Annotated in this window: 24 protein-coding genes; 12 read left to right on the forward strand and 12 right to left on the reverse strand. The window is 54.0% G+C overall.

Features of this window, described 5'->3' with window-relative positions; translation table 11 throughout:
* Window positions 1-39 precede the first annotated feature (39 nt).
* Together prlC and rsmJ are read left to right on the forward strand one after the other, a co-directional pair.
* On the forward strand, window positions 40-2,082 hold the full coding sequence (gene prlC, locus ACI2I2_RS03715; RefSeq protein ID WP_404656679.1) for an oligopeptidase A: 2,043 nt from the start codon (window positions 40-42) through the stop codon (window positions 2,080-2,082).
* A gap of 7 nt (window positions 2,083-2,089) precedes the next feature.
* Complete coding sequence (gene rsmJ, locus ACI2I2_RS03720; RefSeq protein ID WP_404656680.1) at window positions 2,090-2,842, forward strand: 16S rRNA (guanine(1516)-N(2))-methyltransferase RsmJ; 753 nt, start codon at window positions 2,090-2,092, stop codon at window positions 2,840-2,842.
* Window positions 2,843-2,935: 93 nt separating this feature from the next.
* Here rsmJ and uspA read toward each other — a convergent pair whose 3' ends face one another.
* Window positions 2,936-3,373: a universal stress protein UspA gene (uspA, locus tag ACI2I2_RS03725; RefSeq protein WP_253381264.1), complete on the reverse strand. Its 438-nt coding sequence runs from the start codon at window positions 3,371-3,373 to the stop codon at window positions 2,936-2,938.
* 309 nt (window positions 3,374-3,682) lie between these two features.
* Between uspA and uspB the strand changes: the two genes are divergently transcribed.
* Window positions 3,683-4,018, forward strand: coding sequence for a universal stress protein UspB (gene uspB, locus ACI2I2_RS03730; RefSeq protein ID WP_330984106.1), 336 nt, complete (start codon window positions 3,683-3,685; stop codon window positions 4,016-4,018).
* Between the two features lie 65 nt (window positions 4,019-4,083).
* On the opposite strand, the gene pitA is transcribed toward uspB, so the two are convergent.
* Complete coding sequence (gene pitA / locus ACI2I2_RS03735) at window positions 4,084-5,583, reverse strand: inorganic phosphate transporter PitA (protein WP_404656681.1); 1,500 nt, start codon at window positions 5,581-5,583, stop codon at window positions 4,084-4,086.
* A gap of 229 nt (window positions 5,584-5,812) precedes the next feature.
* Between pitA and ACI2I2_RS03740 the strand changes: the two genes are divergently transcribed.
* The gene (locus tag ACI2I2_RS03740; RefSeq protein WP_404656682.1) at window positions 5,813-7,006 is read left to right on the forward strand and encodes an NAD(P)/FAD-dependent oxidoreductase; all 1,194 of its coding nucleotides are present in this window, start codon (window positions 5,813-5,815) and stop codon (window positions 7,004-7,006) included.
* A 143-nt stretch (window positions 7,007-7,149) separates the two neighbouring features.
* Window positions 7,150-7,329 carry a hypothetical protein gene (locus ACI2I2_RS03745; protein WP_404656683.1) on the forward strand — a complete coding sequence of 60 codons (180 nt, stop codon included), beginning with the start codon at window positions 7,150-7,152 and terminating at the stop codon, window positions 7,327-7,329.
* On the opposite strand, the gene ACI2I2_RS03750 is transcribed toward ACI2I2_RS03745, so the two are convergent.
* The 5 genes from ACI2I2_RS03750 to ACI2I2_RS03770 all read right to left on the reverse strand — a co-directional run bounded on the left by ACI2I2_RS03750 (window position 7,322) and on the right by ACI2I2_RS03770 (window position 11,954).
* On the reverse strand, window positions 7,322-7,837 hold the full coding sequence (locus ACI2I2_RS03750) for an NlpC/P60 family protein (protein ID WP_404656684.1): 516 nt from the start codon (window positions 7,835-7,837) through the stop codon (window positions 7,322-7,324). The two genes, ACI2I2_RS03745 and ACI2I2_RS03750, sit on opposite strands and share 8 nt — an antisense overlap.
* A gap of 231 nt (window positions 7,838-8,068) precedes the next feature.
* Window positions 8,069-8,923, reverse strand: a complete 855-nt coding sequence (locus tag ACI2I2_RS03755) for a LysR family transcriptional regulator (RefSeq protein ID WP_404656685.1) — start codon at window positions 8,921-8,923, stop codon at window positions 8,069-8,071.
* Complete coding sequence (locus tag ACI2I2_RS03760) at window positions 8,916-9,833, reverse strand: LysR family transcriptional regulator (RefSeq protein WP_404656686.1); 918 nt, start codon at window positions 9,831-9,833, stop codon at window positions 8,916-8,918. Before ACI2I2_RS03760 ends, ACI2I2_RS03755 begins: the two co-directional genes overlap by 8 nt.
* Window positions 9,834-10,248: 415 nt before the next feature.
* Entirely contained in the window at window positions 10,249-10,809 is a 561-nt protein-coding gene (locus ACI2I2_RS03765) for a LuxR C-terminal-related transcriptional regulator (protein ID WP_404656687.1), read from the reverse strand.
* A gap of 251 nt (window positions 10,810-11,060) precedes the next feature.
* On the reverse strand, window positions 11,061-11,954 hold the full coding sequence (locus ACI2I2_RS03770) for a LysR family transcriptional regulator (RefSeq protein ID WP_404656688.1): 894 nt from the start codon (window positions 11,952-11,954) through the stop codon (window positions 11,061-11,063).
* Window positions 11,955-12,466: 512 nt separating this feature from the next.
* Here ACI2I2_RS03770 and arnB point away from each other — a divergent pair.
* The 7 genes from arnB to arnF are packed head-to-tail and all read left to right on the forward strand — an operon-like array spanning window position 12,467 to window position 19,830.
* Window positions 12,467-13,606: a UDP-4-amino-4-deoxy-L-arabinose aminotransferase gene (gene arnB, locus ACI2I2_RS03775; protein ID WP_404656689.1), complete on the forward strand. Its 1,140-nt coding sequence runs from the start codon at window positions 12,467-12,469 to the stop codon at window positions 13,604-13,606.
* Window position 13,607: 1 nt separating this feature from the next.
* Window positions 13,608-14,591, forward strand: a complete 984-nt coding sequence (gene arnC, locus ACI2I2_RS03780) for an undecaprenyl-phosphate 4-deoxy-4-formamido-L-arabinose transferase (RefSeq protein ID WP_330984167.1) — start codon at window positions 13,608-13,610, stop codon at window positions 14,589-14,591.
* Window positions 14,588-16,570: a bifunctional UDP-4-amino-4-deoxy-L-arabinose formyltransferase/UDP-glucuronic acid oxidase ArnA gene (arnA, locus tag ACI2I2_RS03785; RefSeq protein ID WP_404656690.1), complete on the forward strand. Its 1,983-nt coding sequence runs from the start codon at window positions 14,588-14,590 to the stop codon at window positions 16,568-16,570. Before arnC ends, arnA begins: the two co-directional genes overlap by 4 nt.
* Window positions 16,567-17,463: a 4-deoxy-4-formamido-L-arabinose-phosphoundecaprenol deformylase gene (gene arnD, locus ACI2I2_RS03790; RefSeq protein WP_404656691.1), complete on the forward strand. Its 897-nt coding sequence runs from the start codon at window positions 16,567-16,569 to the stop codon at window positions 17,461-17,463. The genes arnA and arnD overlap by 4 nt, the downstream gene beginning before the upstream one ends.
* 5 nt (window positions 17,464-17,468) lie before the next feature.
* Complete coding sequence (gene arnT / locus ACI2I2_RS03795; RefSeq protein WP_404656692.1) at window positions 17,469-19,124, forward strand: lipid IV(A) 4-amino-4-deoxy-L-arabinosyltransferase; 1,656 nt, start codon at window positions 17,469-17,471, stop codon at window positions 19,122-19,124.
* Window positions 19,121-19,459 (forward strand): 4-amino-4-deoxy-L-arabinose-phosphoundecaprenol flippase subunit ArnE, encoded by a 339-nt coding sequence (arnE, locus tag ACI2I2_RS03800; protein WP_404656693.1) that lies wholly within the window; start codon window positions 19,121-19,123, stop codon window positions 19,457-19,459. Before arnT ends, arnE begins: the two co-directional genes overlap by 4 nt.
* Window positions 19,459-19,830, forward strand: a complete 372-nt coding sequence (gene arnF, locus ACI2I2_RS03805) for a 4-amino-4-deoxy-L-arabinose-phosphoundecaprenol flippase subunit ArnF (protein ID WP_404656694.1) — start codon at window positions 19,459-19,461, stop codon at window positions 19,828-19,830. The genes arnE and arnF overlap by 1 nt, the downstream gene beginning before the upstream one ends.
* An 81-nt stretch (window positions 19,831-19,911) precedes the next feature.
* Here arnF and acpT read toward each other — a convergent pair whose 3' ends face one another.
* The 5 genes from acpT to ACI2I2_RS03830 are packed head-to-tail and all read right to left on the reverse strand — an operon-like array spanning window position 19,912 to window position 24,089.
* Complete coding sequence (acpT, locus tag ACI2I2_RS03810) at window positions 19,912-20,490, reverse strand: 4'-phosphopantetheinyl transferase AcpT (RefSeq protein ID WP_404656695.1); 579 nt, start codon at window positions 20,488-20,490, stop codon at window positions 19,912-19,914.
* A 2-nt stretch (window positions 20,491-20,492) separates the two neighbouring features.
* The gene (locus ACI2I2_RS03815) at window positions 20,493-21,722 is read right to left on the reverse strand and encodes a beta-ketoacyl-ACP synthase (protein WP_404656696.1); all 1,230 of its coding nucleotides are present in this window, start codon (window positions 21,720-21,722) and stop codon (window positions 20,493-20,495) included.
* Window positions 21,719-22,450 carry a 3-ketoacyl-ACP reductase FabG2 gene (locus ACI2I2_RS03820; protein WP_404656697.1) on the reverse strand — a complete coding sequence of 244 codons (732 nt, stop codon included), beginning with the start codon at window positions 22,448-22,450 and terminating at the stop codon, window positions 21,719-21,721. The genes ACI2I2_RS03815 and ACI2I2_RS03820 overlap by 4 nt, the downstream gene beginning before the upstream one ends.
* Window positions 22,447-22,923 (reverse strand): 3-hydroxy-fatty acyl-ACP dehydratase, encoded by a 477-nt coding sequence (locus tag ACI2I2_RS03825; RefSeq protein WP_404656698.1) that lies wholly within the window; start codon window positions 22,921-22,923, stop codon window positions 22,447-22,449. Before ACI2I2_RS03825 ends, ACI2I2_RS03820 begins: the two co-directional genes overlap by 4 nt.
* On the reverse strand, window positions 22,920-24,089 hold the full coding sequence (locus ACI2I2_RS03830; protein ID WP_404656699.1) for a beta-ketoacyl-[acyl-carrier-protein] synthase family protein: 1,170 nt from the start codon (window positions 24,087-24,089) through the stop codon (window positions 22,920-22,922). The genes ACI2I2_RS03825 and ACI2I2_RS03830 overlap by 4 nt, the downstream gene beginning before the upstream one ends.
* Window position 24,090 lies beyond the last annotated feature (1 nt).

A 24,090-nucleotide genomic window follows, 5' to 3' on the forward strand; every position in this document is an offset into this window, starting at 1 on the left:
GTGCGCTGTGACATTCACTTTTTTCAAAGGACCGCGCTTATGACCAATCCATTATTGACGCCTTTCGAATTACCGCCTTTCTCAAAAATCCAGCCAGAGCACGTCGTGCCTGCCGTCACCAAAGCGCTGGATGATTGCCGTGCGGCGGTGGAAAGCGTTGTGGCGCAGGGCGCGCCTTATAGCTGGGAAAATCTCTGCCAGCAGCTTGCGGAAGTGGATGATGTGCTGGGCCGTATTTTCTCCCCGGTGAGCCACCTGAATTCCGTGAAAAACAGCCCGGAACTGCGCGAAGCCTACGAGCAAACGCTGCCGTTGCTGTCTGAATACAGCACCTGGGTCGGTCAGCACGAAGGCCTGTATCAGGCGTATCGCGATTTGCGCGAGGGCGACAATTACGCGGGTCTGAACACCGCGCAGAAAAAAGCGGTAGATAACGCGCTGCGTGACTTTGAATTATCCGGTATTGGTCTGCCAAAAGAGCAGCAGAAGCGTTACGGCGAAATCGCCGCGCGTCTTTCTGAGCTGGGCAACCAGTACAGCAACAATGTGCTTGATGCCACCATGGGCTGGAACAAGCTAATTACTGACGAAGCGGAACTTGCCGGGATGCCGGAAAGCGCTCTGGCAGCCGCAAAAGCGCAGGCCGAAGCGAAAGAGCAGGAAGGTTATCTGCTGACGCTGGATATCCCAAGCTACCTGCCCGTGATGACCTATTGTGACAACCAGGCGCTGCGTGAAGAGATGTATCGCGCTTACACCACTCGAGCGTCTGACCAGGGGCCAAACGCGGGCAAATGGGACAACAGCCCGGTGATGGAGGAGATCCTCGCGCTGCGTCACGAGCTGGCACAGTTGCTGGGCTTTGAAAGCTACGCGTTTAAATCGCTTGCCACCAAAATGGCGGAAAACCCGCAGCAGGTGCTCGACTTCCTGACCGACCTGGCAAAACGCGCTCGTCCTCAGGGTGAGAAAGAGCTGGCGCAACTGCGTGCTTACGCGAAAGCCGAGTTTGGCGTGGATGAGCTTCAGCCGTGGGATATCGCTTACTACAGCGAAAAACAGAAACAGCATCTGTACAGCATCAGCGATGAACAGCTGCGCCCTTACTTCCCGGAAAATAAAGCCGTTAACGGCCTGTTTGAAGTGGTGAAACGCATTTACGGGATCACCGCCAAAGAGCGCACCGATATCGACGTCTGGAGCCTGGAAGTGCGTTTCTTCGAGCTGTACGACGAGAAAAACGAACTGCGCGGCAGCTTCTATCTCGACTTGTATGCGCGTGAACACAAGCGCGGCGGGGCGTGGATGGACGACTGTGTGGGCCAGATGCGTAAAGCCAACGGCGAGCTGCAAAAGCCGGTCGCATACCTCACCTGTAACTTCAACCGCCCGGTGAATGGCAAACCTGCGCTGTTCACTCACGATGAAGTGATCACCCTGTTCCATGAGTTCGGCCACGGTCTGCATCACATGCTGACGCGTATCGAAACGGCCGGTGTGTCCGGGATCAGCGGTGTGCCATGGGATGCCGTCGAACTGCCGAGCCAGTTCATGGAAAACTGGTGCTGGGAGCCGGACGCGCTGGCGTTTATCTCCGGACATTACGAAACCGGCGAGCCATTGCCGAAAGAGTTGTTGGACAAAATGCTGGCCGCGAAGAACTACCAGGCGGCGATGTTTGTGCTGCGCCAGCTGGAGTTTGGCCTGTTCGATTTCCGTCTGCATGCCGAGTTCAACCCGCAGCAGGGGGCGAAAATCCTCGACACATTGGCCGAAATCAAGAAGCAGGTTGCCGTGGTACCGGGTCCTTCATGGGGCCGTTTCCCGCACGCGTTCAGCCACATCTTTGCTGGTGGTTATGCGGCGGGTTACTACAGCTATCTGTGGGCCGACGTGCTGGCAGCGGATGCTTTCTCGCGCTTCGAAGAAGAGGGCATTTTCAACCGCGAAACCGGGCAGTCGTTCCTCGACAACATTCTGAGCCGTGGTGGTTCCGAAGAGCCGATGACCCTGTTCAAACGCTTCCGTGGCCGCGAACCGCAGCTGGATGCGATGCTTGAGCACTACGGCATTAAGGGCTAAGCGTTTCGTGAAAATCTGTTTAGTGGATGAATCAGGCGCCAGCGATGGCGCCTTATCTGTTCTTGCTGCCCGTTGGGGGCTGGAGCACGATGCCGAAAACCTGATGGCGCTGGTGTTAACGCCGGAGCATCTTGAATTACGTAAACGCGATGAGCCAAAGCTCGGCGGGATCTTCGTGGATTTCGTAGGCGGCGCGATGGCGCATCGCCGTAAATTTGGTGGCGGTCGCGGTGAAGCGGTGGCAAAAGCCGTTGGCATTAAAGGCAGCTATTTGCCGGATGTGGTCGATGCCACAGCCGGGCTTGGGCGCGATGCGTTTGTGCTGGCTTCCGTGGGCTGTCACGTGCGAATGCTGGAGCGCAATCCTGTCGTCGCGGCATTGCTGGATGACGGGCTGGCGCGTGGCTACGCAGACCCGGAAATTGGCGGCTGGTTGCAGGAGCGTTTGCAACTGATCCACGCCTCCAGCCTGACGGCGCTGACCGATATCACGCCGCGCCCGCAAGTGGTCTATCTCGACCCGATGTTCCCGCATAAGCAAAAGAGTGCGCTGGTGAAAAAAGAGATGCGGGTGTTTCAGTCGCTGGTGGGGCCGGATTTAGACGCTGACGGTTTGCTGGTGCCTGCACAACAGCTGGCAACCAAGCGTGTTGTGGTGAAGCGCCCGGATTATGCGCCGCCGCTGGCAGATGTCGCGACGACCAATGCGGTGACCACCAAGGGCCATCGGTTTGATATTTATGCTGGCACGCCGGAATAAAAAAGCCGGGTGGCGGCTTCGCCTTACCCGGCCTACGTTTCGTGTCAGGGGGCTTTGTAGGCCCGGTCAGCGCTAGCGCCACCGGGCAATCACTTACTCGTCTTCGTCATCGCGCAGCGGGACAATCAGCATGTCCACGTGCACGGTGTTAATCAGCTGACGAGCAGACGACATTAGCTTGCTCCAGAAGTCCTGATGGTGACCGCAAACCACCAGGTCCATATCGTATTTCTTAATGGCGTCTACCAGCACCTGGCCCAGATCGCCGCTGCCGCTCAGGGTTTCGGTAATCGGGTAACCGGCGTTGGTGGACAGCTCAGACAGCGCGTGATGGGTCTCTTCCGAAATGCGTTTCTGCATATCCCCGAGGTTGACATCAATCAGGCCGGTGTAGAGATCGGAGTAGTTCACATCGACATGAATCAGGGAAACTTTCGCGTTGTAAGGGCGGGCCATGGAAACAGCCTTGTCGACCAGGACTTTGCTCTCTGGTGACAGGTCAACGGCGATAAGAATGTGTTTGTAAGCCATAGTGTTACTCCTTCCTTAAGTGATGACTAAGTGGTTATGCCTTAAGTGTAGACAACTCAACCTTAAAACTCCCCTCAGGCTACGTCAATCTGCCTTGATCACCAATAAGTTAAACAAATCTTTCCTCTTGAAGAATTGATAGCGGTTAAGGATGTGGCAAAAAAATCCGCTGATCTCCTACACTATTAAAAGAGCCGATTGGTTGACGTTCTGTGATCGGTTTCTCACTCTTTCACTGACTGTCTGTCGAGTTTCGGGTTGCGGTAGTCCCGGAGGGGTTCTCCGTGGGCGGGTCGCCGGGGAGGAGGTATGGTAAGCACTGTCGCACTGTTTTGGGCTTTGTGTATCGTTTGTGTTGTGAATATGGCGCGCTACTTCTCATCATTGCGCGCGCTGCTGGTGGTGCTGCGTGGTTGCGATCCCTTGCTCTATCAGTATGTGGATGGCGGAGGCTTTTTTACCTCCCATGGTCAGCCTGGCAAGCAGGTGCGTCTGGTGTGGTACATCTACGCGCAGCGTTACCGCGATCATCATGATGATGAGTTTATCCGGCGCTGTGAGCGTGTTCGTCGTCAGTTTGTGTTGACCAGTGCGCTGTGCGGGCTGGTGATTGTCAGCATGATTGCGCTGATTATCTGGCACTGATTAACGATCTTGAGGCATAAAAAAACGGGTCAGTTTCCTGACCCGTTTTTAGCGTTTCCGCAATCTTAGATAAGCTTCAGGCTGAGCCAGTACAACCCACCGGAAAGCAGGATTGCTGCTGGCAGGGTTAATACCCAGGCCATCAGAATGTTGGTCACGGTTCTGCGCTGCAATCCGCCACCGTCAACGAGCATCGTACCAGCAACCGAGGACGACAGAACGTGAGTGGTGGACACCGGCATCCCGGTGTAGCTTGCCAGACCGATAGAAACCGCAGCGGTCATCTGCGCGGACATGCCTTGCGCATACGTCATGCCTTTCTTACCGATTTTCTCGCCGATGGTGGTCGCCACGCGACGCCAGCCGATCATCGTACCAATGCCCAGCGCCAGTGCGACGGCCATGATAATCCAGATTGGCGCATACTCGATGGTGTTGAGCATGTCGGTTTTGAGTTTCTTCAGCAGACGTTTATCGTCGGCGCTCACGTCAGGCAGCTTCGCCACTTTATCGGTGGTATCAGAGATGCACAGCATGATGCGACGCAGCTGGCCGCGCTGATCAACGCTCAGCTTGTCGTAGCTTTCGACATTGTTCGCCAGCATGCCCTTCACGCGATTCAGTGCGTTAAGGGTATTTGCCGGGTGGCAATGGAACTCGCCAGGCGTGGTCGTGGTCGCTTCCGGTGAAGGAATCAGCTGATCAACGCCAGTCACTTTTTTCAGCAGGTCAGGATGCTGCTGGAAGTAGATTTCGACGTTGTTCACGGCATCGCGGGTACGGGTAATGTCGTAACCGGACGCATTCATATTCACCACGAAACCAGCCGGTGCCACACCAATCAGAACCAGCATCACCAGGCCAATGCCTTTCTGCCCGTCGTTTGCGCCATGAGAGAACGCCACGCCGATAGCGGAGAGGATCAGCGCAATACGGGTCCAGAATGGCGGCTTTTTCTTGCCGTCTTTCTTTTCACGTTCCGCTGGAGTGAGGTGAATGCGAGCGCGTTTTTTGGTGCCGCTCCAGTAACGACGCAGGATGAAGATTAGCCCCCCCGCGACAACCAGACCGACAATCGGAGAGATGATCAGCGAGCCGAAAATCCCCATGACTTTCGGGATGTTCAGCGCGTCAACCACCGAGGTGCCGGTCATCAGCGCATTGGTTAACCCAATCCCGATGATCGCCCCGATAAGCGTATGCGAACTGGATGCAGGCAGGCCGAAGTACCAGGTTCCGAGGTTCCAGATAATCGCGGCTAACAGCATCGAGAAGACCATGGCGAGACCATGAGCAGAGCCCATATTCAGCAGAAGATCCGTTGGCAGCATATGCACAATCGCATAGGCTACGCTCAGACCGCCTAACAGCACGCCAAAGAAGTTGAAGAGGGCCGCCATTACCACCGCGAGCTGAGAACGCATCGCGCGGGTATAGATGACGGTTGCTACTGCGTTTGCAGTGTCATGGAAGCCGTTAATCGCTTCGTAGAACAACACAAACCCCAGAGCAAGCAATAATAAAAGCCCGGTATGGAGATCCAGGCCGGCAAACAAATGTAGCATAGGACGTTACGCCATTTTGAGGACATGAACGCGGCGCATTATCCAGGACAAACGCAGCGTGGGCAAAGAGAAATATAGACTTTTATTGATATTTGTTCACTTCGGTAAAAATGCCGTCAGGAATTATCCTATATGTTTCAACGGCATGACCAGTGATGAAAAAAATCTTACTGGTCGTACCCGCCGGTAAAATTTACACTTCCAGACATTCAAAGAAGAGGAAAAGTCTGTGGAAAGGTTTGATGCCATTGTTGTCGGCGCGGGCGCGGCGGGAATGTTTTGTGCGGCCCAGGCAGGGCAGGCCGGTGCGCGGGTGCTGCTGCTGGATAACGGCAAAAAGCCTGGGCGAAAGATTTTAATGTCCGGTGGTGGGCGCTGTAACTTCACCAATATGTATGTTGAGCCCGCCGCTTACCTGAGCCAGAACCCGCATTTTTGCAAATCGGCGCTGGCGCGTTACACCCAATGGGATTTCATCGATCTCGTTGGTAAGTACGGCATCGCCTGGCATGAGAAGACCCTCGGGCAGCTTTTCTGCGACGACTCCGCGGAGCAAATCGTCGATATGCTGGTGGCCGAATGCGCGAAAGGCAATGTCACAACGCGCCTGAGAACGGAAATTCTCAGCGTCGAGCGCGACGAAGAAGGCTACGTTTTACAGCTGAATGGTGATGCAGTGGCAGCGAAAAAGCTGGTTATCGCCAGCGGCGGTTTATCGATGCCGGGTTTAGGTGCCTCACCGTTTGGCTATAAAATTGCCGAGCAGTTTGGCCTGAACGTTCTGCCTACTCGCGCGGGCCTGGTGCCATTCACGCTGCATAAACCGTTGCTGGAACAATTGCAGGTGCTGTCCGGCGTTTCGGTGCCTTCGGTGATCACCGCTGACGACGGCACAGTGTTCCGCGAGAATCTGCTGTTTACTCATCGCGGTTTGTCTGGCCCGGCAGTGCTGCAAATCTCCAGCTACTGGTTGCCGGGTGAATTCGTCAGCATCAACCTGCTACCAGAGTGTGACCTGGACGAGTTCCTCAATGAGCAGCGTGCAGCACACCCAAATCAAAGCCTGAAAAACACGCTGGCGATGCAACTGCCGAAGCGCCTGGTGGAGTGCCTGCAACTCTTAGGGCAAATTCCGGATGTGCAGCTGAAACAGCTCAACAGCAAAGATCAGCAGCAGCTGGTTGAAACGCTGACAAACTGGCGAGTGCAGCCCAACGGCACAGAAGGCTATCGCACGGCAGAAGTTACGCTCGGCGGCGTGGACACCAACGAGCTCTCCTCCCGCACCATGGAAGCGCGTAAAGCACCTGGCCTGTATTTCATCGGCGAAGTGATGGACGTAACGGGATGGCTCGGCGGCTACAACTTCCAGTGGGCCTGGGCGTCCGCCTGGGCTTGTGCTCAGGCTTTGGTGGAGGCGTAGGCCGTAAGGAAGGGAATTGTTACTTTTGATGAGTTCAAATGAATCCAAATTGTTTAAAATTCCGAAACAATTCCCTTCTTTCATCATGGGCATCCATGAGGTAGCATTCGCAGCCCAGACACGGACGACTCTATAGAGCACGCATGAGCCTTTTTGCTATTCTTCTGATTACCTTTGCCGCCAAAGCCCTGATTTCTTTTGCTGTCTATCTGAAAGCCAGACACGTGATAGCGCGCATGAGCATGCCGGCGAAAGGGATGGTGATTGGCAGCAGCTGGTTATTTGGCTACGGTATTTCCCAGCTTGTTGAAGAGTTTATCTGACTACAGTGTCAGGCAGCACACGGCGAACGGCTAACAGATGATTGCTCCAGTAGGGGTTACTCAATGCGGAAATGGTGACGCCTTTGCGGCGTGATGCGTGAATAAAGCGATTATCCCCGATGTAAATCCCCACATGTTTTTGTGCTCTCCCGGTTTTAAAGAACACCAGATCGCCAATGTGCGGTGACAGCTGCTTCGCTTTTTTCCCTTTTTTGAGCTGTGCCGTCGTCGTGCGCGGCAGATCAATCGCAAAAGCTTCCCGATAAAGCCGTTTGGTCAGCGCTGAACAGTCGATAGCATTATGAGAGTTGCCACCCAGGCGATAACGAGTGCCTTTCCAGTTCTTATATTCATTCATCAGGCGTTTACGGCGTTTAAGATTACCGGCTTTTTTCGTCGGTTTGAGGGCGAATTCTTGGGTGTGATGAGGCACCAGCAGGCTATCGGCCTGTGCTGCACAATGAAAACCCCATAAAAGGCCGATAAGAACAAGAAGACGAAAAAACATAGCGATAATTTATGATGAAGTGTTAATAAATTAGGGTGAATAATAGCCATTGATGCTACTTATTTTATGTACAGGGAGCAATGTCAAATATGCAAATATGTAATTCTAAAGAGTCCTTGTTGCATATCACTTCAGCCTGAATGTGTCGCGACGGTTTTTATTTAAATCTGGATTTTGTACTGATGTTCCACGTCTGTTAAAAACGGGCTGAAAAATTGCCCGCCCACATTATCATAGCGCATTCAGTGCAGTAGAAATTTTGTCCAGATTGAGCGCGTTTATATTCTCTTCCATAGCCCGGTGATAGTGCAAATAACATTCAAAGGTCATTTCTAACGCCGGAGGCGGCGTATGAGCCTTAATGGGGAAGCGGGCTTGCAGAAACGGAATGAACATCCTTGGCATCATCATCACGTATTCTGAGGCAGAACAGTGCCAGGCCAGTGCCAGCAGGTTCGGGCTGGTCCAGGCAATTTTACGCTCAGTCATCAGGTGGACATCCACTTTATCCACCAATCCCCTGAGGCTTCCCACTCCACGTTGCCAACTGAGATGCTCGTTTTCGAGCCAGTTTTCAAGCGTGAAATGTTGCTGGATGCGCGGGTGATCGGCCGCCGTCAGGATGCAGGTTTCTGAACGCACAAACCGTCTGGAGACGATAGCGCGGTCGTCTGGCAACTTCCCGCCAATATCAATATCCACTTCACGGTGTTTCAGTTTGCGCAGGCGCTCCTCTGGGCAGGTCTCCATGGTCGTAAAGTGCATCAACGCATCGCTACCTAAATGGATGTGTTCCGCCAGCAGCATCTCAATCAATGAATAGGTCGCAATAACAAATTCATTTTTGATCGAACTCAGTTGCGAAATTTCTTCAAACTTTTTCTGTAACGCCAGCGCATGTTCATTCGGTTTGAGGCCACTGCGCGTGCGCACAAACAACGCCTGCCCCGTTTGTTTTTTTAGCTGATTGAGTGAGTAACTGATCGCCGAAGGGGATATCTTCAATTCCTGAGCCGCTTTCACGGCGCTTTGACACTTGATCAGTGCGTTAATAATTTTTAACTGACGAATGCTAATGTCATTCATGACGTAATATCTCGGATTTTAACTGCGTGACAATTTCGCTAATGACAGTCATCAGTTCTTCGTTTTCAGTCAGCTGTTTATTGAAGTGAATGTAGCAGTCATAGCGGATAGCCAGCTCACGAGGCATTGCCAGACGTTTAACTGAAAAGACAGAGGTCAGCGTGCGGGTAAAATAATCCGGGATCATCATGATGCAGTCACTGGAAGCACAAAATGTCACCATGTTGATGATGCTCGCGGAAATCATCGCGATGTTACGCTCTTCAATATGCTTCATCGCGGCTTGAGAGGCGGCGATGTCATCAGAATAATAATCCGCAAGGACGGACCATACCGCATGTTTCCGGCTTTGCCACTGATCGAGTGTTAGATGCGTTTCAAACGGGGCGTTGCGATTCACCAGAACAGACACGGGGCAAGAGAAGAGCTTAATTTTATTGATAAGCGGATCGGCTGGCAGCTTGGCGCCAATATCAATATCCACCTGCCCATTCTTCAGCTTTTCCAGCCTGTGATTCACATTGGAATCATAAGGAAGAAAAGAGAAGTGGGTGATTTTCTCTCTGGGGCCTATTTCTTTGACTGCACGAGCGATCATCATCTCGACCGGCGAATAAGTCATAAACGTTAAGCGATTGCCGCTTTCTGTTTCGTCTGTCTCTGCCGTTTCACTCTTCACTCCGGTGAATTTTTGATAGCGCTGGCTTAATTCCCTGGCGGTGGTATCGGGTTTCATCCCTGATTTTGTGCGGATGAAAAGGTGCGCGCCAGTAATGCTCCGCGCTTTCTTAAGTGCATAGCTGATGGTGCCCGGGCTCAGGTTCAGTAACTGTGCGGTTTTGGTGACGCTACCACTGACGACCAGCGTATTAATGACTTTTAATAGTTTCAGATCAATTTCAGTATGCATGTCTTTTATTTCCAGCGGATCGAGCTCTTGGTAAAACTGACACGCATTTCAGGGTGTACCGAGGTTTTTGGTCAGCAATGATTCTCGTCAGACTTAAGATATTTCTGGATGGACTGAAATCTACTCGTAAACGTTCCCCGAGCACAATATCGGATCGCTTTCATCCTTTGAGTCATTGTGGTTTTTCGATAAATTGAAAGGCTAACTGTGTGTATTTTGGTCGTTTTTTTGTTTTTTTAAATGCTTTAAATAGTGTCAGAGCTTTTTTTAAATACCTGTAAAAGAGGAATGCCAGTATTTTCAGTTCCACATCATTACGATTGAAATGTAGGCTGTTTTTGACCGAGGGTGGGGCGTAAATAGACAGAATGAATCCTCAGGGAGACGTTATCTCTCTGAGGATTTTCAGCAGGAATCAGGCGTGGCTGAGTAGGCCGTGGAGCTGAGATCCATTACTGCGTGAGATGGCGGTTTTGATACGCAGCATCGCCAGCGTGTTCTTCGACTTCATGCGCAGCTTGTGTTGAATATTGACGCGATGTCCGCTGGCCGTTTTCTGTGAGATATCCAGCTCACGGGCTATTTTGACATTTTGCAGGTGGAAGACGTCAAGGATATCCAGTTCACGCTGAGTCAACACATTTTGCCGTGGTTTCGGGAAATAGCGGGCAATTTTCTGAATGTAATGCGGTGTACACTCCATCGATGAGAACACGACATCACCAATCTTAAAGCAGTGATCTTTTATGATATCCTGCATCAGCACCATGTACTTGATGTTCAGCTGATTCACTTTCTTGATAAAGTAATCACGCAGAAACAGATTCTCAATGCCCACCACCAGATAATTAGCGGGATTATAGCCGTTGAGATAGCTGTCGATGTCAGATTTGCAGGCAATTTGGTGTGACTCAAACACCTGCGATTCGATCCCTGCGCACAGGTAAAAATTATCACTAACAAAACTGATATTCATAATTTATTTCAGATCCTGGGCGGTAAGTAAAATTCCTGAAGCCAGAGTTGTAATGTTTATTTTTAAATTTCTGGCTGAGGGGAGTATCCGCAAAAACAGTAATGTCATTCGCTGGGCATGTAAACCCTTAGCAACCGGGATATTGTTTAAAATGAAATTTCATAAAACTGCAATGTGTTGTTTCTCATCATGAAATAGGTGTTTTGGGCCATGGGGTCAAAAGATACTGTTACATATATTGTTATTTTTAATTAATTGAATGCTTGTTGAAAAAAGGTAATTAACTCGCTTAGGTTATTATTATCAGCGTGACTGTGATGATAATGTAGAAAACATTCGTAATGCATTGTTAATTCATCTGGTGCCGGAAGCCATTTTACCGGAAGTATTTTTTCCAGCTTATTGCCGACAATTTTTGGCATCAAGATAACCAAATCACTCAAAGCGCAAAGCGTCGCAACGCTCAGGGAACTACTGGCAACCAGAGAGAGACTCTGATCCCGGAAGAGCTCATTAAACTGATTGGTTTTAGTGATGTCATCGCTGAAGAAGTACATTCCTCGAGCCCAGATGGCATGGCGGCTGTTTTGCCATTGTTCCAGAGTGATGCTGTCTTTGATAGTCGGGTGTTCTTTGCTCAGCAGCACGCCTGTGTCGCTGACAATGAATTTAATCTGCACGATGGATCGGTCCACCGGCAGGCGAGTGCCGATATCAATATCAACCTCCTTGTTGCGCAGCTTAATCAGGCGTTCATTCTCGCTCTCATGTTGTGGTTGAAAGTGCAGCATCGGCAACGTTGAAGCGCTGTTGAGTGCCGCATGTGACAGGATGAGTTCAGCCAATGAATAGGTACTCACCACGATGCTTCGGCTGGCATAGGCATTGTTACTGTCTGAAGCGTTCAGCTCGTGGTTAATGTTCTGATAACGCTGGCTAAGTTCTTTCGCCAGCGTGTTGGGCTCCATGCCGGTGCGGGTACGAAAAAACAGCGCTGACCCCGTTGTTTTACGGGCTTTGTTGATGAGATAGCTCACCGCGCCCGGGGTGACTTGTAAAATTTCTGCTGCCCTGGTCACGCTTCCACAGGTGCTGAGCACGTGAATTGCTTTCAGGACCTTCATATCCAGGCCGTCGCCCGCCATAGTTTTCTCTCGTTATATTATTGATTAGTTGAATGATAGTTCACGCCAGTGGAGACGGACGTTCCTTTTGTGCCTTCGACGAATCCTGATCGGAGGGAGGGAGGCATTTCGCTTTTCACGAGGTATCAGGGCTAAGGCGGCCGATATGGCCGGAGAATTAAATGTGAAATGTGACGAAGTTCATTAAATAGTGTGCAGAATATATTTTCCGTTTAGCGTTCATTGACATTATTAACAAAACCTTAGGATGACAGTTTTATTAAGCTTCGATAAAAGTTTATTTCACTGACAAAAAGGTGCATCACATAACCCTATGAAAAATTTGAGTTTGCCTTGATTTTTCACCCGCCATGGTCTTTCTTAATACTATCCTAATAAACTTTGACTACTTTTGAATGCATTGAACTGGCGTTTATAAAACCGTGCCGTTTGACCTCTTTTATTTTTATTTCGTTTAACTTCGCAAGCGCACCATGGTGGTGTAATTCCCAATGTCTGGGTGAGGACAATCAATGAGTGAATTTTTACCCTTCTCACGTCCCTCAATGGGCGACGAGGAGTTCGCTGCGCTCAAAGAGGTGCTGCAGTCTGGATGGATCACCACCGGGCCAAAAAATCAGCAGCTCGAAGAGGCGTTTTGCACCCTGACCGGAAATCGCCATGCGATAGCGGTAAGTTCCGCAACCGGCGGGATGCACGTCACGCTAATGGCGCTTGATATTGGCCCTGGCGACGAAGTCATTACCCCCTCGCAAACCTGGGTTTCCACCCTCAACATGATTGAACTGCTTGGCGCGACGCCAGTGATGATCGATGTTGACCACGACACCCTGATGGTGACGCCGGAAGCGGTTGCAGCGGCTATCACCCCGAAAACCAAAGCGATTATCCCTGTTCATTACGCGGGTGCGCCGTGTGATATCGACGGCATTCGCGCCGTTGCGGAACAACACGGCATTCCCGTGATTGAAGATGCGGCCCATGCGGCAGGTACTTACTACAAAGGCCACCACGTTGGGGGCAAAGGCACCGCCATTTTCTCTTTCCACGCGATCAAAAACATGACCTGCGCGGAAGGGGGCTTAGTGGTGACGGATAACGATCAACTGGCTAATCGCATTCGCAGCCTGAAATTCCACGGGCTGGGCGTCGATGCCTACGACCGTCAGACTCACGGCCGTGCGCCGCAAGCGGAAGTGATTTCCCCTGGCTTCAAATACAACCTGGCGGACATCAACGCGGCCATCGCTCTGGTGCAGCTCAACAAGCTCCCGGAAGCGAACCGTAAACGTGAAGCCATTGCTCAGCGTTATTTGAAAGAGCTGGCCGATACGCCCTTCCAGCCGCTGACGATTCCTGCCTGGCCGCACCAGCACGCCTGGCACCTGTTTATCATTCGTGTGGATGAAGCACGCTGTGGCATCAGCCGTGACGGCCTGATGGAGCAGCTCAAAGCGCAGGGCATTGGCACTGGCCTGCATTTCCGCGCGGCACACACCCAAAAATACTATCGCGAACGCTACCCGAATCTCTCTCTGCCAAACACGGAGTGGAACAGCGCGCGTATCTGTTCATTGCCTCTTTTCCCGGATATGACTCATGACGACACAACCCGCGTCATTTCTGCGCTCCGTAAGCTCGCAGGACATTGATATGTTTGAAACCCCGAAAGTGAAAAAAGTCTCGGTGGTTATCCCTGTTTATAACGAACAGGAGAGCCTGCCAGAGCTGATTCGTCGTACTGATGCCGCTTGCGCCACGCTGAACCGAGACTATGAAATTCTGTTAGTCGACGACGGCAGCAGCGATGATTCCGCACGCATGCTGTGCCTTGCCGCTGAAGCGCCAGGCAGCCATGTGGTCGCGGTGTTGTTGAACCGTAACTACGGCCAGCATTCGGCAATTATGGCCGGTTTCAGCCATGTCACCGGCGACCTGATCATTACCCTGGATGCTGACCTGCAAAACCCGCCGGAAGAAATTCCGCGTCTGGTTGAAAAGGCCGATGAAGGCTATGACGTGGTCGGCACCGTGCGTCAGAACCGCCAGGACAGCATCTTCCGTAAAACGGCCTCGAAGACGATTAACCGCCTTATTCAGCGCACTACCGGTAAAGCGATGGGCGACTACGGCTGCATGCTGCGTGCCTATCGCCGTCATATCGTTGACGCGATGCTCAACTGCCACGAACGCAGCACCTTTATTCCGATCCTCGCCAACACCTTTGCGCGTCGCGCCGTCGAGATCCCGGTGATGCACGCTGAGCGTGAGTTTGGCGATTCCAAATACAGTTTTATGCGTCTTATCAACCTGATGTACGACCTGGTGACCTGTCTGACCACCACGCCGCTGCGTCTGTTGAGCGTGGTCGGCAGCATTATCGCGGTGGCGGGTTTCGCCTTCGCTCTGCTGCTGGTCGTGCTGCGCCTGGCCTTCGGTGCTGAATGGGCAGGCGATGGTTTGTTCCTGCTGTTCGCGGTGCTGTTTATGTTCATCGGCGCGCAGTTCGTCGGTATGGGTTTACTTGGGGAATATATCGGCCGCATCTACAACGATGTCCGTGCTCGCCCCCGCTATTTTATTCAACGTGTTGTCCGTCAGGAAAGCCTGACGACTGAAGAGGAAGATCGTTCATGAAAGCTGTTGTATTCGCCTATCACGATATGGGTTGCACTGGTATTCAGGCCCTGCTGGACGCCGGATATGACATCGCGGCCATCTTTACCCACCCGGATAACGCCGGTGAAAACCACTTCTTCGGGTCTGTTGCTCGCCTGGCGGCAGAGCAGGGGATCAGCGTTTACGCGCCAGAAGATGTGAACCACCCGCTGTGGGTGGATCGTATTCGCGAGATGAGCCCGGATGTGATTTTCTCCTTCTACTACCGCAACCTGCTGGGTGATGAAATCCTCAACACCGCAGCGAAAGGCGCGTTTAACCTGCACGGTTCTCTGCTGCCAAAATATCGTGGTCGCGCACCGCTGAACTGGGTGCTGGTGAACGGTGAGAAAGAAACGGGTGTCACTCTGCATCGCATGATTAATCGTGCCGATGCCGGTGATATCGTGGCGCAGAACGTGGTCGCGATTGAAGAAAATGACGTAGCGCTGACGCTGCATCGCAAACTGTGTGCTGCTGCTCAGACTCTGCTGCGTGATGCTCTGCCGCAAATCCTGAACGGCAAAACCGTTGAAAAAGCACAGGACGAAAGCCAGGCGACTGTGGTGGGGCGTCGTACGCCAGAAGATGGGCGTCTTATCTGGGAACAGCCTGCTGAAGCGCTGCACAACCTGGTGCGTGCGGTGTCCGATCCGTGGCCGGGCGCGTATGGTTTCGTCGGCACCAACAAATTTATCGTCTGGAAATCTCGCGTGCGTCACGATGTCGCCGCAGCAAAACCGGGCACCGTTATCTCCGCTTCTCCGCTGATCGTCGCGTGTGGTCAGGGCGCACTGGAAATCCTGACCGGTCAGAGCGACAAAGGCGTTTACATGCAGGGCGCTCAACTGGCTCAGGCGTTGGGCCTGGTGACTGGCGCGCTGCTGTCCAGCTATCCGTTTGTGGCGGTTAAGCGTCGTACTCGCGTGCTGATCCTCGGCGTGAACGGCTTCATCGGTAACCACCTGACTGAACGCCTGCTGAAAGACGACAACTACGAAATCTACGGTCTGGATATCGGGTCTGATGCGATCAGCCGTTTCCTCGATAACCCACGTTTCCACTTCGTTGAAGGCGATATCAGCATTCACTCCGAGTGGATTGAATATCACATCAAGAAATGTGACGTAGTACTGCCGCTGGTCGCCATCGCCACGCCGATTGAATACACCCGTAACCCGCTGCGTGTATTCGAACTCGATTTCGAAGAGAACCTGAAAATCATCCGTGACTGCGTGAAGTACAACAAGCGCATCATCTTCCCGTCCACTTCAGAAGTGTACGGCATGTGTACGGATAAGAACTTCGACGAAGACACCTCCAACCTGGTTGTCGGCCCAATCAACAAACAGCGCTGGATTTACTCTGTGTCCAAACAGCTGCTGGACCGCGTTATCTGGGCATATGGCGACAAAGCAGGTCTGAAATTCACCCTGTTCCGTCCGTTTAACTGGATGGGGCCACGCCTGGACAGCCTCAACTCTGCGCGTATCGGCAGCTCTCGTGCGATTACGCAGCTGATTCTGAACCTGGTTGAAGGCTCGCCAATTAAGCTTATCGAAGGCGGCAAGCAGAAGCGTTGCTTCACAGATATCAGCGACGGTATCGAAGCACTGTTCCGCATCATCGAAAACAAAGAAGGGCGCTGCGACGGGCAAATCGTTAACATCGGTAACCCGGACAACGAAGCGAGCATCAAAGAGCTGGCTGAAATGCTGCTCGACTGTTTCGAACGTCACCCGCTGCGTAACCAGTTCCCGCCGTTCGCCGGTTTCCGTGAAGTGGAAAGCAGCGACTACTACGGGAAAGGCTATCAGGACGTTGAGCACCGTAAGCCAAGCATTCGCAATGCCAAACGTTGCCTCGACTGGCAGCCGACGGTGGAAATGCAGCAGACCGTTGAAGAAACCCTGGACTTCTTCCTGCGCACTGTCGAGTTAACGGAAACCCCAAAATGAGGCAGAAGGTTGGCTTACGCGTTGATGTAGATACCTTTCGCGGAACGCGCGATGGGGTGCCGCGCCTGCTGGACATTTTCCAGCGGCACGGCATTCAGGCCAGCTTCTTTTTCAGCGTTGGGCCTGACAACATGGGGCGCCACTTGTGGCGCCTGCTAAAGCCGAAGTTCTTGTGGAAAATGCTGCGTTCACGCGCAGCATCGCTGTATGGCTGGGACATCCTGCTCGCGGGCACCGCCTGGCCGGGTAAAAATATCGGCACGCCAAATGCCGATATCATCCGCGCCACGGCGCAGGCGCATGAAGTGGGTCTTCATGCCTGGGATCACCATCGCTGGCAGATGTGGAGCGGTGTGTGGGGTCAACCTGAGCTGGAAGCGGAAATCGCCCGAGGATTGCAGGCGCTGGAAGCCATTATCCAGACCCCCGTGACCTGCTCAGCGGTTGCTGGCTGGCGTGCAGATGGCCGGGTAGTGCAAGCCAAAGAAGGGTTTGATTTCCTCTACAACAGCGACTGTCGCGGCACTCGTCCTTTCCTTCCTGTTCTTGAGGATGGAAAAACAGGCACCGTACAGATCCCGGTCACTTTACCGACCTGGGATGAAGCCGTGGGCGTTGAGGTTAGCGCTGAAGGATTTAACGACTGGCTGATTGACCGCATCCATAAAGATCGTGGTGTGCCGGTGTATACCATTCACGCTGAAGTGGAAGGGATTATCGGCGCAGAACAGTTTGAGCAGCTCCTGCAACAAGCGGAGGACGAGGGCATCGAGTTTTGCCCGCTGAGCGAACTGCTGCCGGATGACTTTAGGACGCTACCCAAAGGGAATGTGGTACGTGGCGAACTGGCGGGCCGGGAAGGCTGGTTAGGACAAGAACAACTTTTGGGATAAGCCTGATGAAATCCTTACGTGTCAGCGCATCACTGCTGTTTCTCTTCGCGCTCTACTATTTGCTGCCGTTGAATTTCCGCTTGTTATGGCAGCCGGACGAAACCCGTTACGCGGAAATCAGCCGCGAAATGCTGGCTTCCGGCGACTGGATTGTGCCGCATTTTCTGGGTCTGCGTTATTTTGAAAAGCCGATTGCCGGTTACTGGATCAACAGTATCGGGCAGTGGCTGTTTGGCCATGGCAATTTTGCTGTGCGCTTCGGCGTGGTGTTCTCAACGGCCTGCACCGCGCTGCTGGTGGCCTGGCTGGCGTGGAAACTCTGGCAGGATAAGCGTACCGCCATTCTCTCTGCTGTTATCTTTCTGACGGCGTTCCTGGTCTACGGCATCGGCACTTATGCCGTGCTCGACCCGATGATTTCCCTGTGGCTGATGCTGGCAATGTGCAGCTTCTGGGGCGCAACGCAGGCACAAACCACAGCCGGGAAACTGGGTGGTTACGTGCTGCTGGGGATCGCGTGCGGAATGGGCGTCATGACCAAAGGTTTCCTCGCGCTGGCCGTGCCAGTCATAGGCGTATTGCCGTGGGTGATTGTGCAGAAACGCTGGAAAGAAATGTGGCTCTGGGGCTGGGTGGCGATCGTCGTTTGCGTCCTGACGGTGCTGCCGTGGGGTCTGGCAATCGCGCATCGCGAATCTGATTTCTGGAACTACTTCTTCTGGGTCGAGCATATTCAGCGCTTCGCGAAGAGTGATGCTCAACATAAAGCCCCGTTCTGGTACTACATTCCGTTCCTGATTGCAGGCAGCCTGCCATGGCTGGCGCTACTGCCAGGCGCGCTGAAAAAAGGCTGGCAGGAGCGCGAACCGCAACGCGGCGCGTTCTACCTGTTGGGCTGGGTTGTGATGCCGTTCCTGTTCTTCAGTATCGCGAAGGGCAAGCTGCCAACCTACATCCTGCCTTGCTTTGCCCCGCTGGCTATTCTGATGGCGCGTTATGCGCTGGAAGCGGTAGACAAAGGTGCGAAGGCGCTGCGCTACAACGGCATGATTAATATCGGCTTTGGCTTAATCGGCCTGATCGCGGTGTTAGTCGTTTCGCCGTGGGGCGTGCTGCACAAACCAGTATGGAGCAACATTGAGCTCTACAAATGCCTGCTGGCAGCGATTGGGTTTGGTGTCTGGGCGCTGGTCGGCTGGTTGTCCATCCGTGATGGCGTGAAGGGCTGGGCGCTGGCGGCGTGCTGTCCGCTGGGTATCGCATTGCTGATTGGCTTTGCCATCCCGGACAAAGTTATCGACAGTAAGCAGCCACAGTTCATTACTGATATTGTGAGCGAACAGCTGACACCGAGCCGTTACGTTCTGACCAACAGCGTCGGTGTGGCCGCAGGACTGGCGTGGGAGTTGAAACGCAGCGATATCACCCTGTTCCGTCAGCAAGGCGAGCTAAAATATGGGCTGGCCTATCCGGATGCGAAAGACCGCTATATCGACAGCGATCAGTTCGATGGTTGGCTGGCAGAGCACCGTAAAGAAGGGCCTGTATCGCTGGTGCTTCAGCTCAACAAAGGACAACAGCTTGAGGATCTGAATCTGCCGAAACCGGACAACGTCTACAAGATGAGCCGAATGGTGTTCGTGCAGTATCTGCCAAAATGATAACGACCCTCTCTCTGCTGCTGGCAAGCCTGTTGAGCTGCGCCGGGCAGCTCTGCCAGAAACAAGCGACCCGTCCGGCGAAAGCCGGGCGGCGCGGGCAGCATATCGCCCTGTGGCTTGGGCTGGCGTTAGTGACGCTCGGGACGGGCATGGCGCTGTGGTTAGTGGTGTTGCAGCGCTTGCCGGTCGGCGTGGCTTACCCGATGCTGAGCCTGAATTTTGTCTGGGTGACGCTGGCGGCGAAATTTATCTGGAAAGAGCCCGTTTCAGTGCGTCACTGGTTGGGCGTGAGCCTGATAATCGGCGGAATTCTGGTGTTGGGGAGTAGCCTCTGATGGGTTTAGTCTGGGCATTATTCAGCGTCATTCTGGTCAGCGGCGCACAGTTACTGCTAAGAGCGGCGATGCTGTTGCTACCGCCAGTCGGGGATATTGGCGATCTGATCTGGCATCTGATCAGCCTTCAACCGGGAAGCGGCCTGCTGGTATTAGGGTTGTTCGGTTATCTGGCGTCGATGGTGTGCTGGTTCTTCGCTTTGAAACGCCTGCCGCTGTCAAAAGCCTACGCCCTGTTAAGTCTCAGCTACATCGCGGTCTGGGCCGCAGCCGTGTTCTTTCAACACGAAGCGTTTTCGTTTCAAGCGCTGGTGGGGGTCTTGCTGGTGATGGCTGGGGTGATGACGATTTTTGCGCCGGTGCGGCGGTAACATTTCCCCCTCTCCCTAACCCTCTCCCTCAGGGAGAGGGAACCAAAACTTCTCCCTCTCCTTTGGGGAGAGGGGGAAATCTCAACCTACCCGCTCAATCACCTGCTCAGTCACATGAAACGGCGTTGGCGTACACGCCGCCAGGCTCAATCCTTCATGCTGTAAATCACTCAGATGCAGATTCAACGGCGTGGTGCTGTCAAAACTCACTATCTGCCACGCGCTGCCGCCACGCTGCTTCACCATCGCTTCTTTGCGCGTCCAGATACGCCAGAACCTTTCCAGGCGGCGCTCTTCTGCCTCTTTCTCCAGCTCCGCGTGTTCATTGATGGTAAAGGTCGCGTTGGCGAGCTGCTGCCAGTGCGGGCGTGGGCGAATCGCTTCGATGTCGCACCCCACCGGACCTTCATCACTCAACAGTAGCGCGATGTTGTCGCCGCTGTGGCTCAGGTTGAACCACAGCGCGTGATCCTCGTCGAACCCCGGCTTACCCTGATCGCCATAGTGAATAGTCGGCAAAGGCGAGACGGCATGGCACAGCAGCGCACGGCCAGCCAGCCACGCATTGCGCCGTTTTCCTTCCGGGGCAAGCTCTGCGAGCTCAGACGGAAGTGCCGTCAGGCTAAGGGTCGATATTTTCCCGAGGAACAGCCGATACATCGTTACTCCCAACGCTTAATGACAATCGAGGTGTTGATTCCGCCGAAGGCGAAGTTGTTGCTCTGCAAGAACTCGCAGTCGATAGCCCGTGACTCTCCCATAATGTAGTCCAAATCGCCACATTGTTCGTCAGGCTGTTGCAGGTTAAGGGTCGGTGCAAACCAGCCTTCGCGCATCATTTGCAGGCTCATCCAGGCTTCCAGCGCCCCGCACGCGCCGAGCGTATGGCCGAAATAACTCTTCAAGGAAGAGATAGGTGTCTGGTTGCCAAATACGGCGACCGTCGCCTGGCTTTCTGCAATATCGCCACGGTCGGTTGCTGTGCCGTGGGCGGAGATATAGCCGATATCGGACGGCGCAAGACCCGCCTGACGCAGCGATTGCTCCATACAAATCTGCATGGTTTCGCGCTGTGGCTGGGTGATATGCGCCGCATCGCAGTTGGTGGCAAAGCCGACGATTTCACCGTAGATTTTTGCCCCGCGCGATTTGGCGTGTTCCAGTTCTTCCAGCACCAGCGTGCCTGCACCTTCGCCGATAACCAGGCCGTCGCGATTTACATCGAACGGTGATGGCGTGGTCGCTGGCGAATCATTGCGCTGGCTGGTGGCGAACAGGGTATCAAACACCGCCGCTTCCGACGGGCAAAGTTCTTCTGCACCGCCCGCGACCATCACGGTCTGATAGCCGTGGCGAATGGCTTCGTACGCATAGCCGATAGCCTGACTGCCTGACGTACAGGCGCTGGACGTCGGGATCACGCGCCCACGCAGGCCGAAGAACAGCCCGGTGTTGACTGCCGTGGTATGCGGCATCATCTGCACGTAAGTAGTGCCGGTGATGTTGTTGGTGTGTTTCTCGGTCAGCATGGTGGCGAACTCGCTCACCGGGCCAGTGCTGCCTGTTGAGGAACCATAGGCAATTCCGGTTTCACCGTTAGTCAGCACAGGATTATCAATAAGTCCGGCCTGCTCCAGCGCCAGTTCGCTGGCGCGAGTGGACAGCAGCGACACGCGACCCATCGCACGAATGCGTTTACGGGTGTAGTGAGCAGGTAGCGTGAAGTCGTCAATTGGTGCGCCAAGCAGCGTATGCAGGCCATCGTAAACCTGCCATTCAGGCATTTTGCGTACCGCATTTTGATAATTACGCAGGCGCGCAGAGACTGCTTCCCAGTCTTCGCCGAAGGCGGTCACGCCGCCCATCCCGGTGATCACAACGCGACGGGTCATAACATGCCTCCGTTAATGGAAATCACCTGACGGGTGACATAGCCCGCGATATCCGACATCAAATAGCTGGCAAGCCCGGCCACTTCTTCGGCCTGACCCATACGCTTCATCGGAATGATGCTCATCGCTTCTTTCAGCGCGGCTTCTTCCATCGCAATCATGCCGGTGTCGATAAGCCCCGGCGCGATGCAGTTCACGGTAATTTTGCGCTTCGCCAGCTCAATCGCCAGCGCTTTGGTCGCGCCAATGATCCCGGCTTTCGCCGCGCTGTAGTTCACCTGACCACGGTTGCCCATCACGCCGGAAACGGATGAAAGAGTAATGATGCGGCCGCCCTGACGCGTTGAAATCATCGGCATCACGCAAGGATGGATGACGTTGTAGAAGCTGTCGAGGTTGGTGTGGATCACGCTGTCCCAGTCGTCTTCACTCAGCGCCGGGAAGGCGCCGTCGCGAGTGATGCCCGCGTTGCTGACCACGCCGTACCATGCGCCGTGTTGTTCGATATCCGCTTCCAGCACTTCGCGGCATTGCTCGCGGTTGCCAACATCAAATTGCAGCAAACGGCCCGTGCCGCCCGCGCTTTCAATGGTGGTTAAGGTGTCCTGTGCGCCTTGCGCATCGCTGTGAAAATGCACGCCGACGGTAAATCCGTCAGCGGCCAGTTTGAGCGCAATCGCGCGCCCAATGCCTTTACTGGCTCCAGTAACCAGTACTGAACGACTCATGATGACGCTCCCTGTTGAAAAAGCGTGGTTAATTCTTCTTGTGATGGTTGAAAAGTGTTCACTCGCCCGGTGGCAAGTTTTTCCCCGTTAGCGCTGATGGCGCATTCAAAGCTGCCGAAGCGCTCGTCCTGCATCAACAACGTGACGGTGATGTCCAGAAGACTGTCGGCCTGAAATTCGCCCGCAGTGCATTTCAGTTCGCGTGCGCCGAGGACCATGCCGAGAGAGATTTGCGCTTCGCCGCGCTGCATGCGATGCCAACCAGACCAGACGCCAACGGTTTGCGCCATCAGCTCCAGCGCATACCAGCCAGGCAGATTGCCATTGGCATCGATAAACGGCGCTAACACGCCGCTCCGGTTGACCGTTACCCGGCAAATTGCTTGTTCGTCGGTCACGCTCTCAACGCTCTCAAGCAGCAGCATCGGCGCGTCGTGGGGCAGGTAATGACCCGGTGTTAAATAGTGGCTCATGCCGTTCTCCCCAACAGAATGCTGGCGTTGTTGCCGCCAAAGGCGAAGGAATTGGACAAAATAGTCGGGCGCTCAAGCGGCTGTGGCGAAGTGATAATTCCGCAGGCTGGCAGCGTGGTGTCAGCGGGTGACACGCTAAAATCCTGCGCGGGAAGCGGCAGGTGGCGTTCTAAAATCAGCATACACAGCGCCGCTTCGGTGATCCCCGCCGCGCCCAGCGTGTGGCCCGTCAGGTGTTTAGTCGAGCTGCAAGGCACGCTTTCGCCAAACAGAGCGTGAACCACTTTCGATTCCACCTGATCGTTGAGAGGTGTGGCGGTGCCGTGCAAATTGATGTAGCCAACTTCCTGCGGCTGTAATCCTGCGTCATTTAACGCCTGCTGAATCGCACGGATAGCGCCTTCGCCCTCAGGATGCGGAGCAGAAATGTGGTGTGCATCGCTGGATTCGCCCACGCCGAGCAGCGCGACGGGCTGAGGCTCGCGAGTCAGCAGCATCAGCGCAGCACCTTCGCCAATGGTGATGCCGCAGCGGTCGCGGCCAAAGGGCTGACACAGCGTGGTCGATAACGATTCTAAGCTATTGAAACCGTTCACCGGCATGCGGCTCAGCGTATCGGCCCCGCCGACAATCGCCACGTCCACGAGATCCGCTTCAATCAAACGGCGTCCGCTGATTATTGCGCGCGCGCTGGAAGAGCAAGCGGTAGAGAGCGTGTAAGCCGGGCCTTCAAGCTTCAGCCAGTTGCGCAGGAAACGCGACGGGTCGCCCAGTTCCTGCTGCGGATAGCGCCACGCCTCGCTCTCTTTGCCATTCAGCTTCAGATTCGCGTGCGTATCGCCTTCATCAAGCCCTGACGTGCTGGTGCCTAAAATCACCGCCACGCGGTCACGACCAAAGCGGGCAATGGCCTCATCAACCTGCGGCTGAATCTGTTCGAGGGCAACCAGCAGCAACTGGTTATTACGGGAGCGGTGGCTGGCAAACTCATCGGGGATTTCTGGCAACTCGCCGTCCACGCCGCCTAATACGGCGCTCACATCACCCTGAAGCCAGCCGTCGCGCGGGCGCATACCGGGCGCGACGCCTGCGGTTAAATTGGCGGCGATCTCATCCGGGGTTCGGCCCAGCGCGTTAATCATGCCTGCGGCAGCAATGTAGATCATC

Origin of the sequence: Scandinavium sp. NPDC088450, assembly GCF_044900545.1 — a bacterium.
In the GTDB taxonomy this organism is placed as follows: domain Bacteria; phylum Pseudomonadota; class Gammaproteobacteria; order Enterobacterales; family Enterobacteriaceae; genus Scandinavium.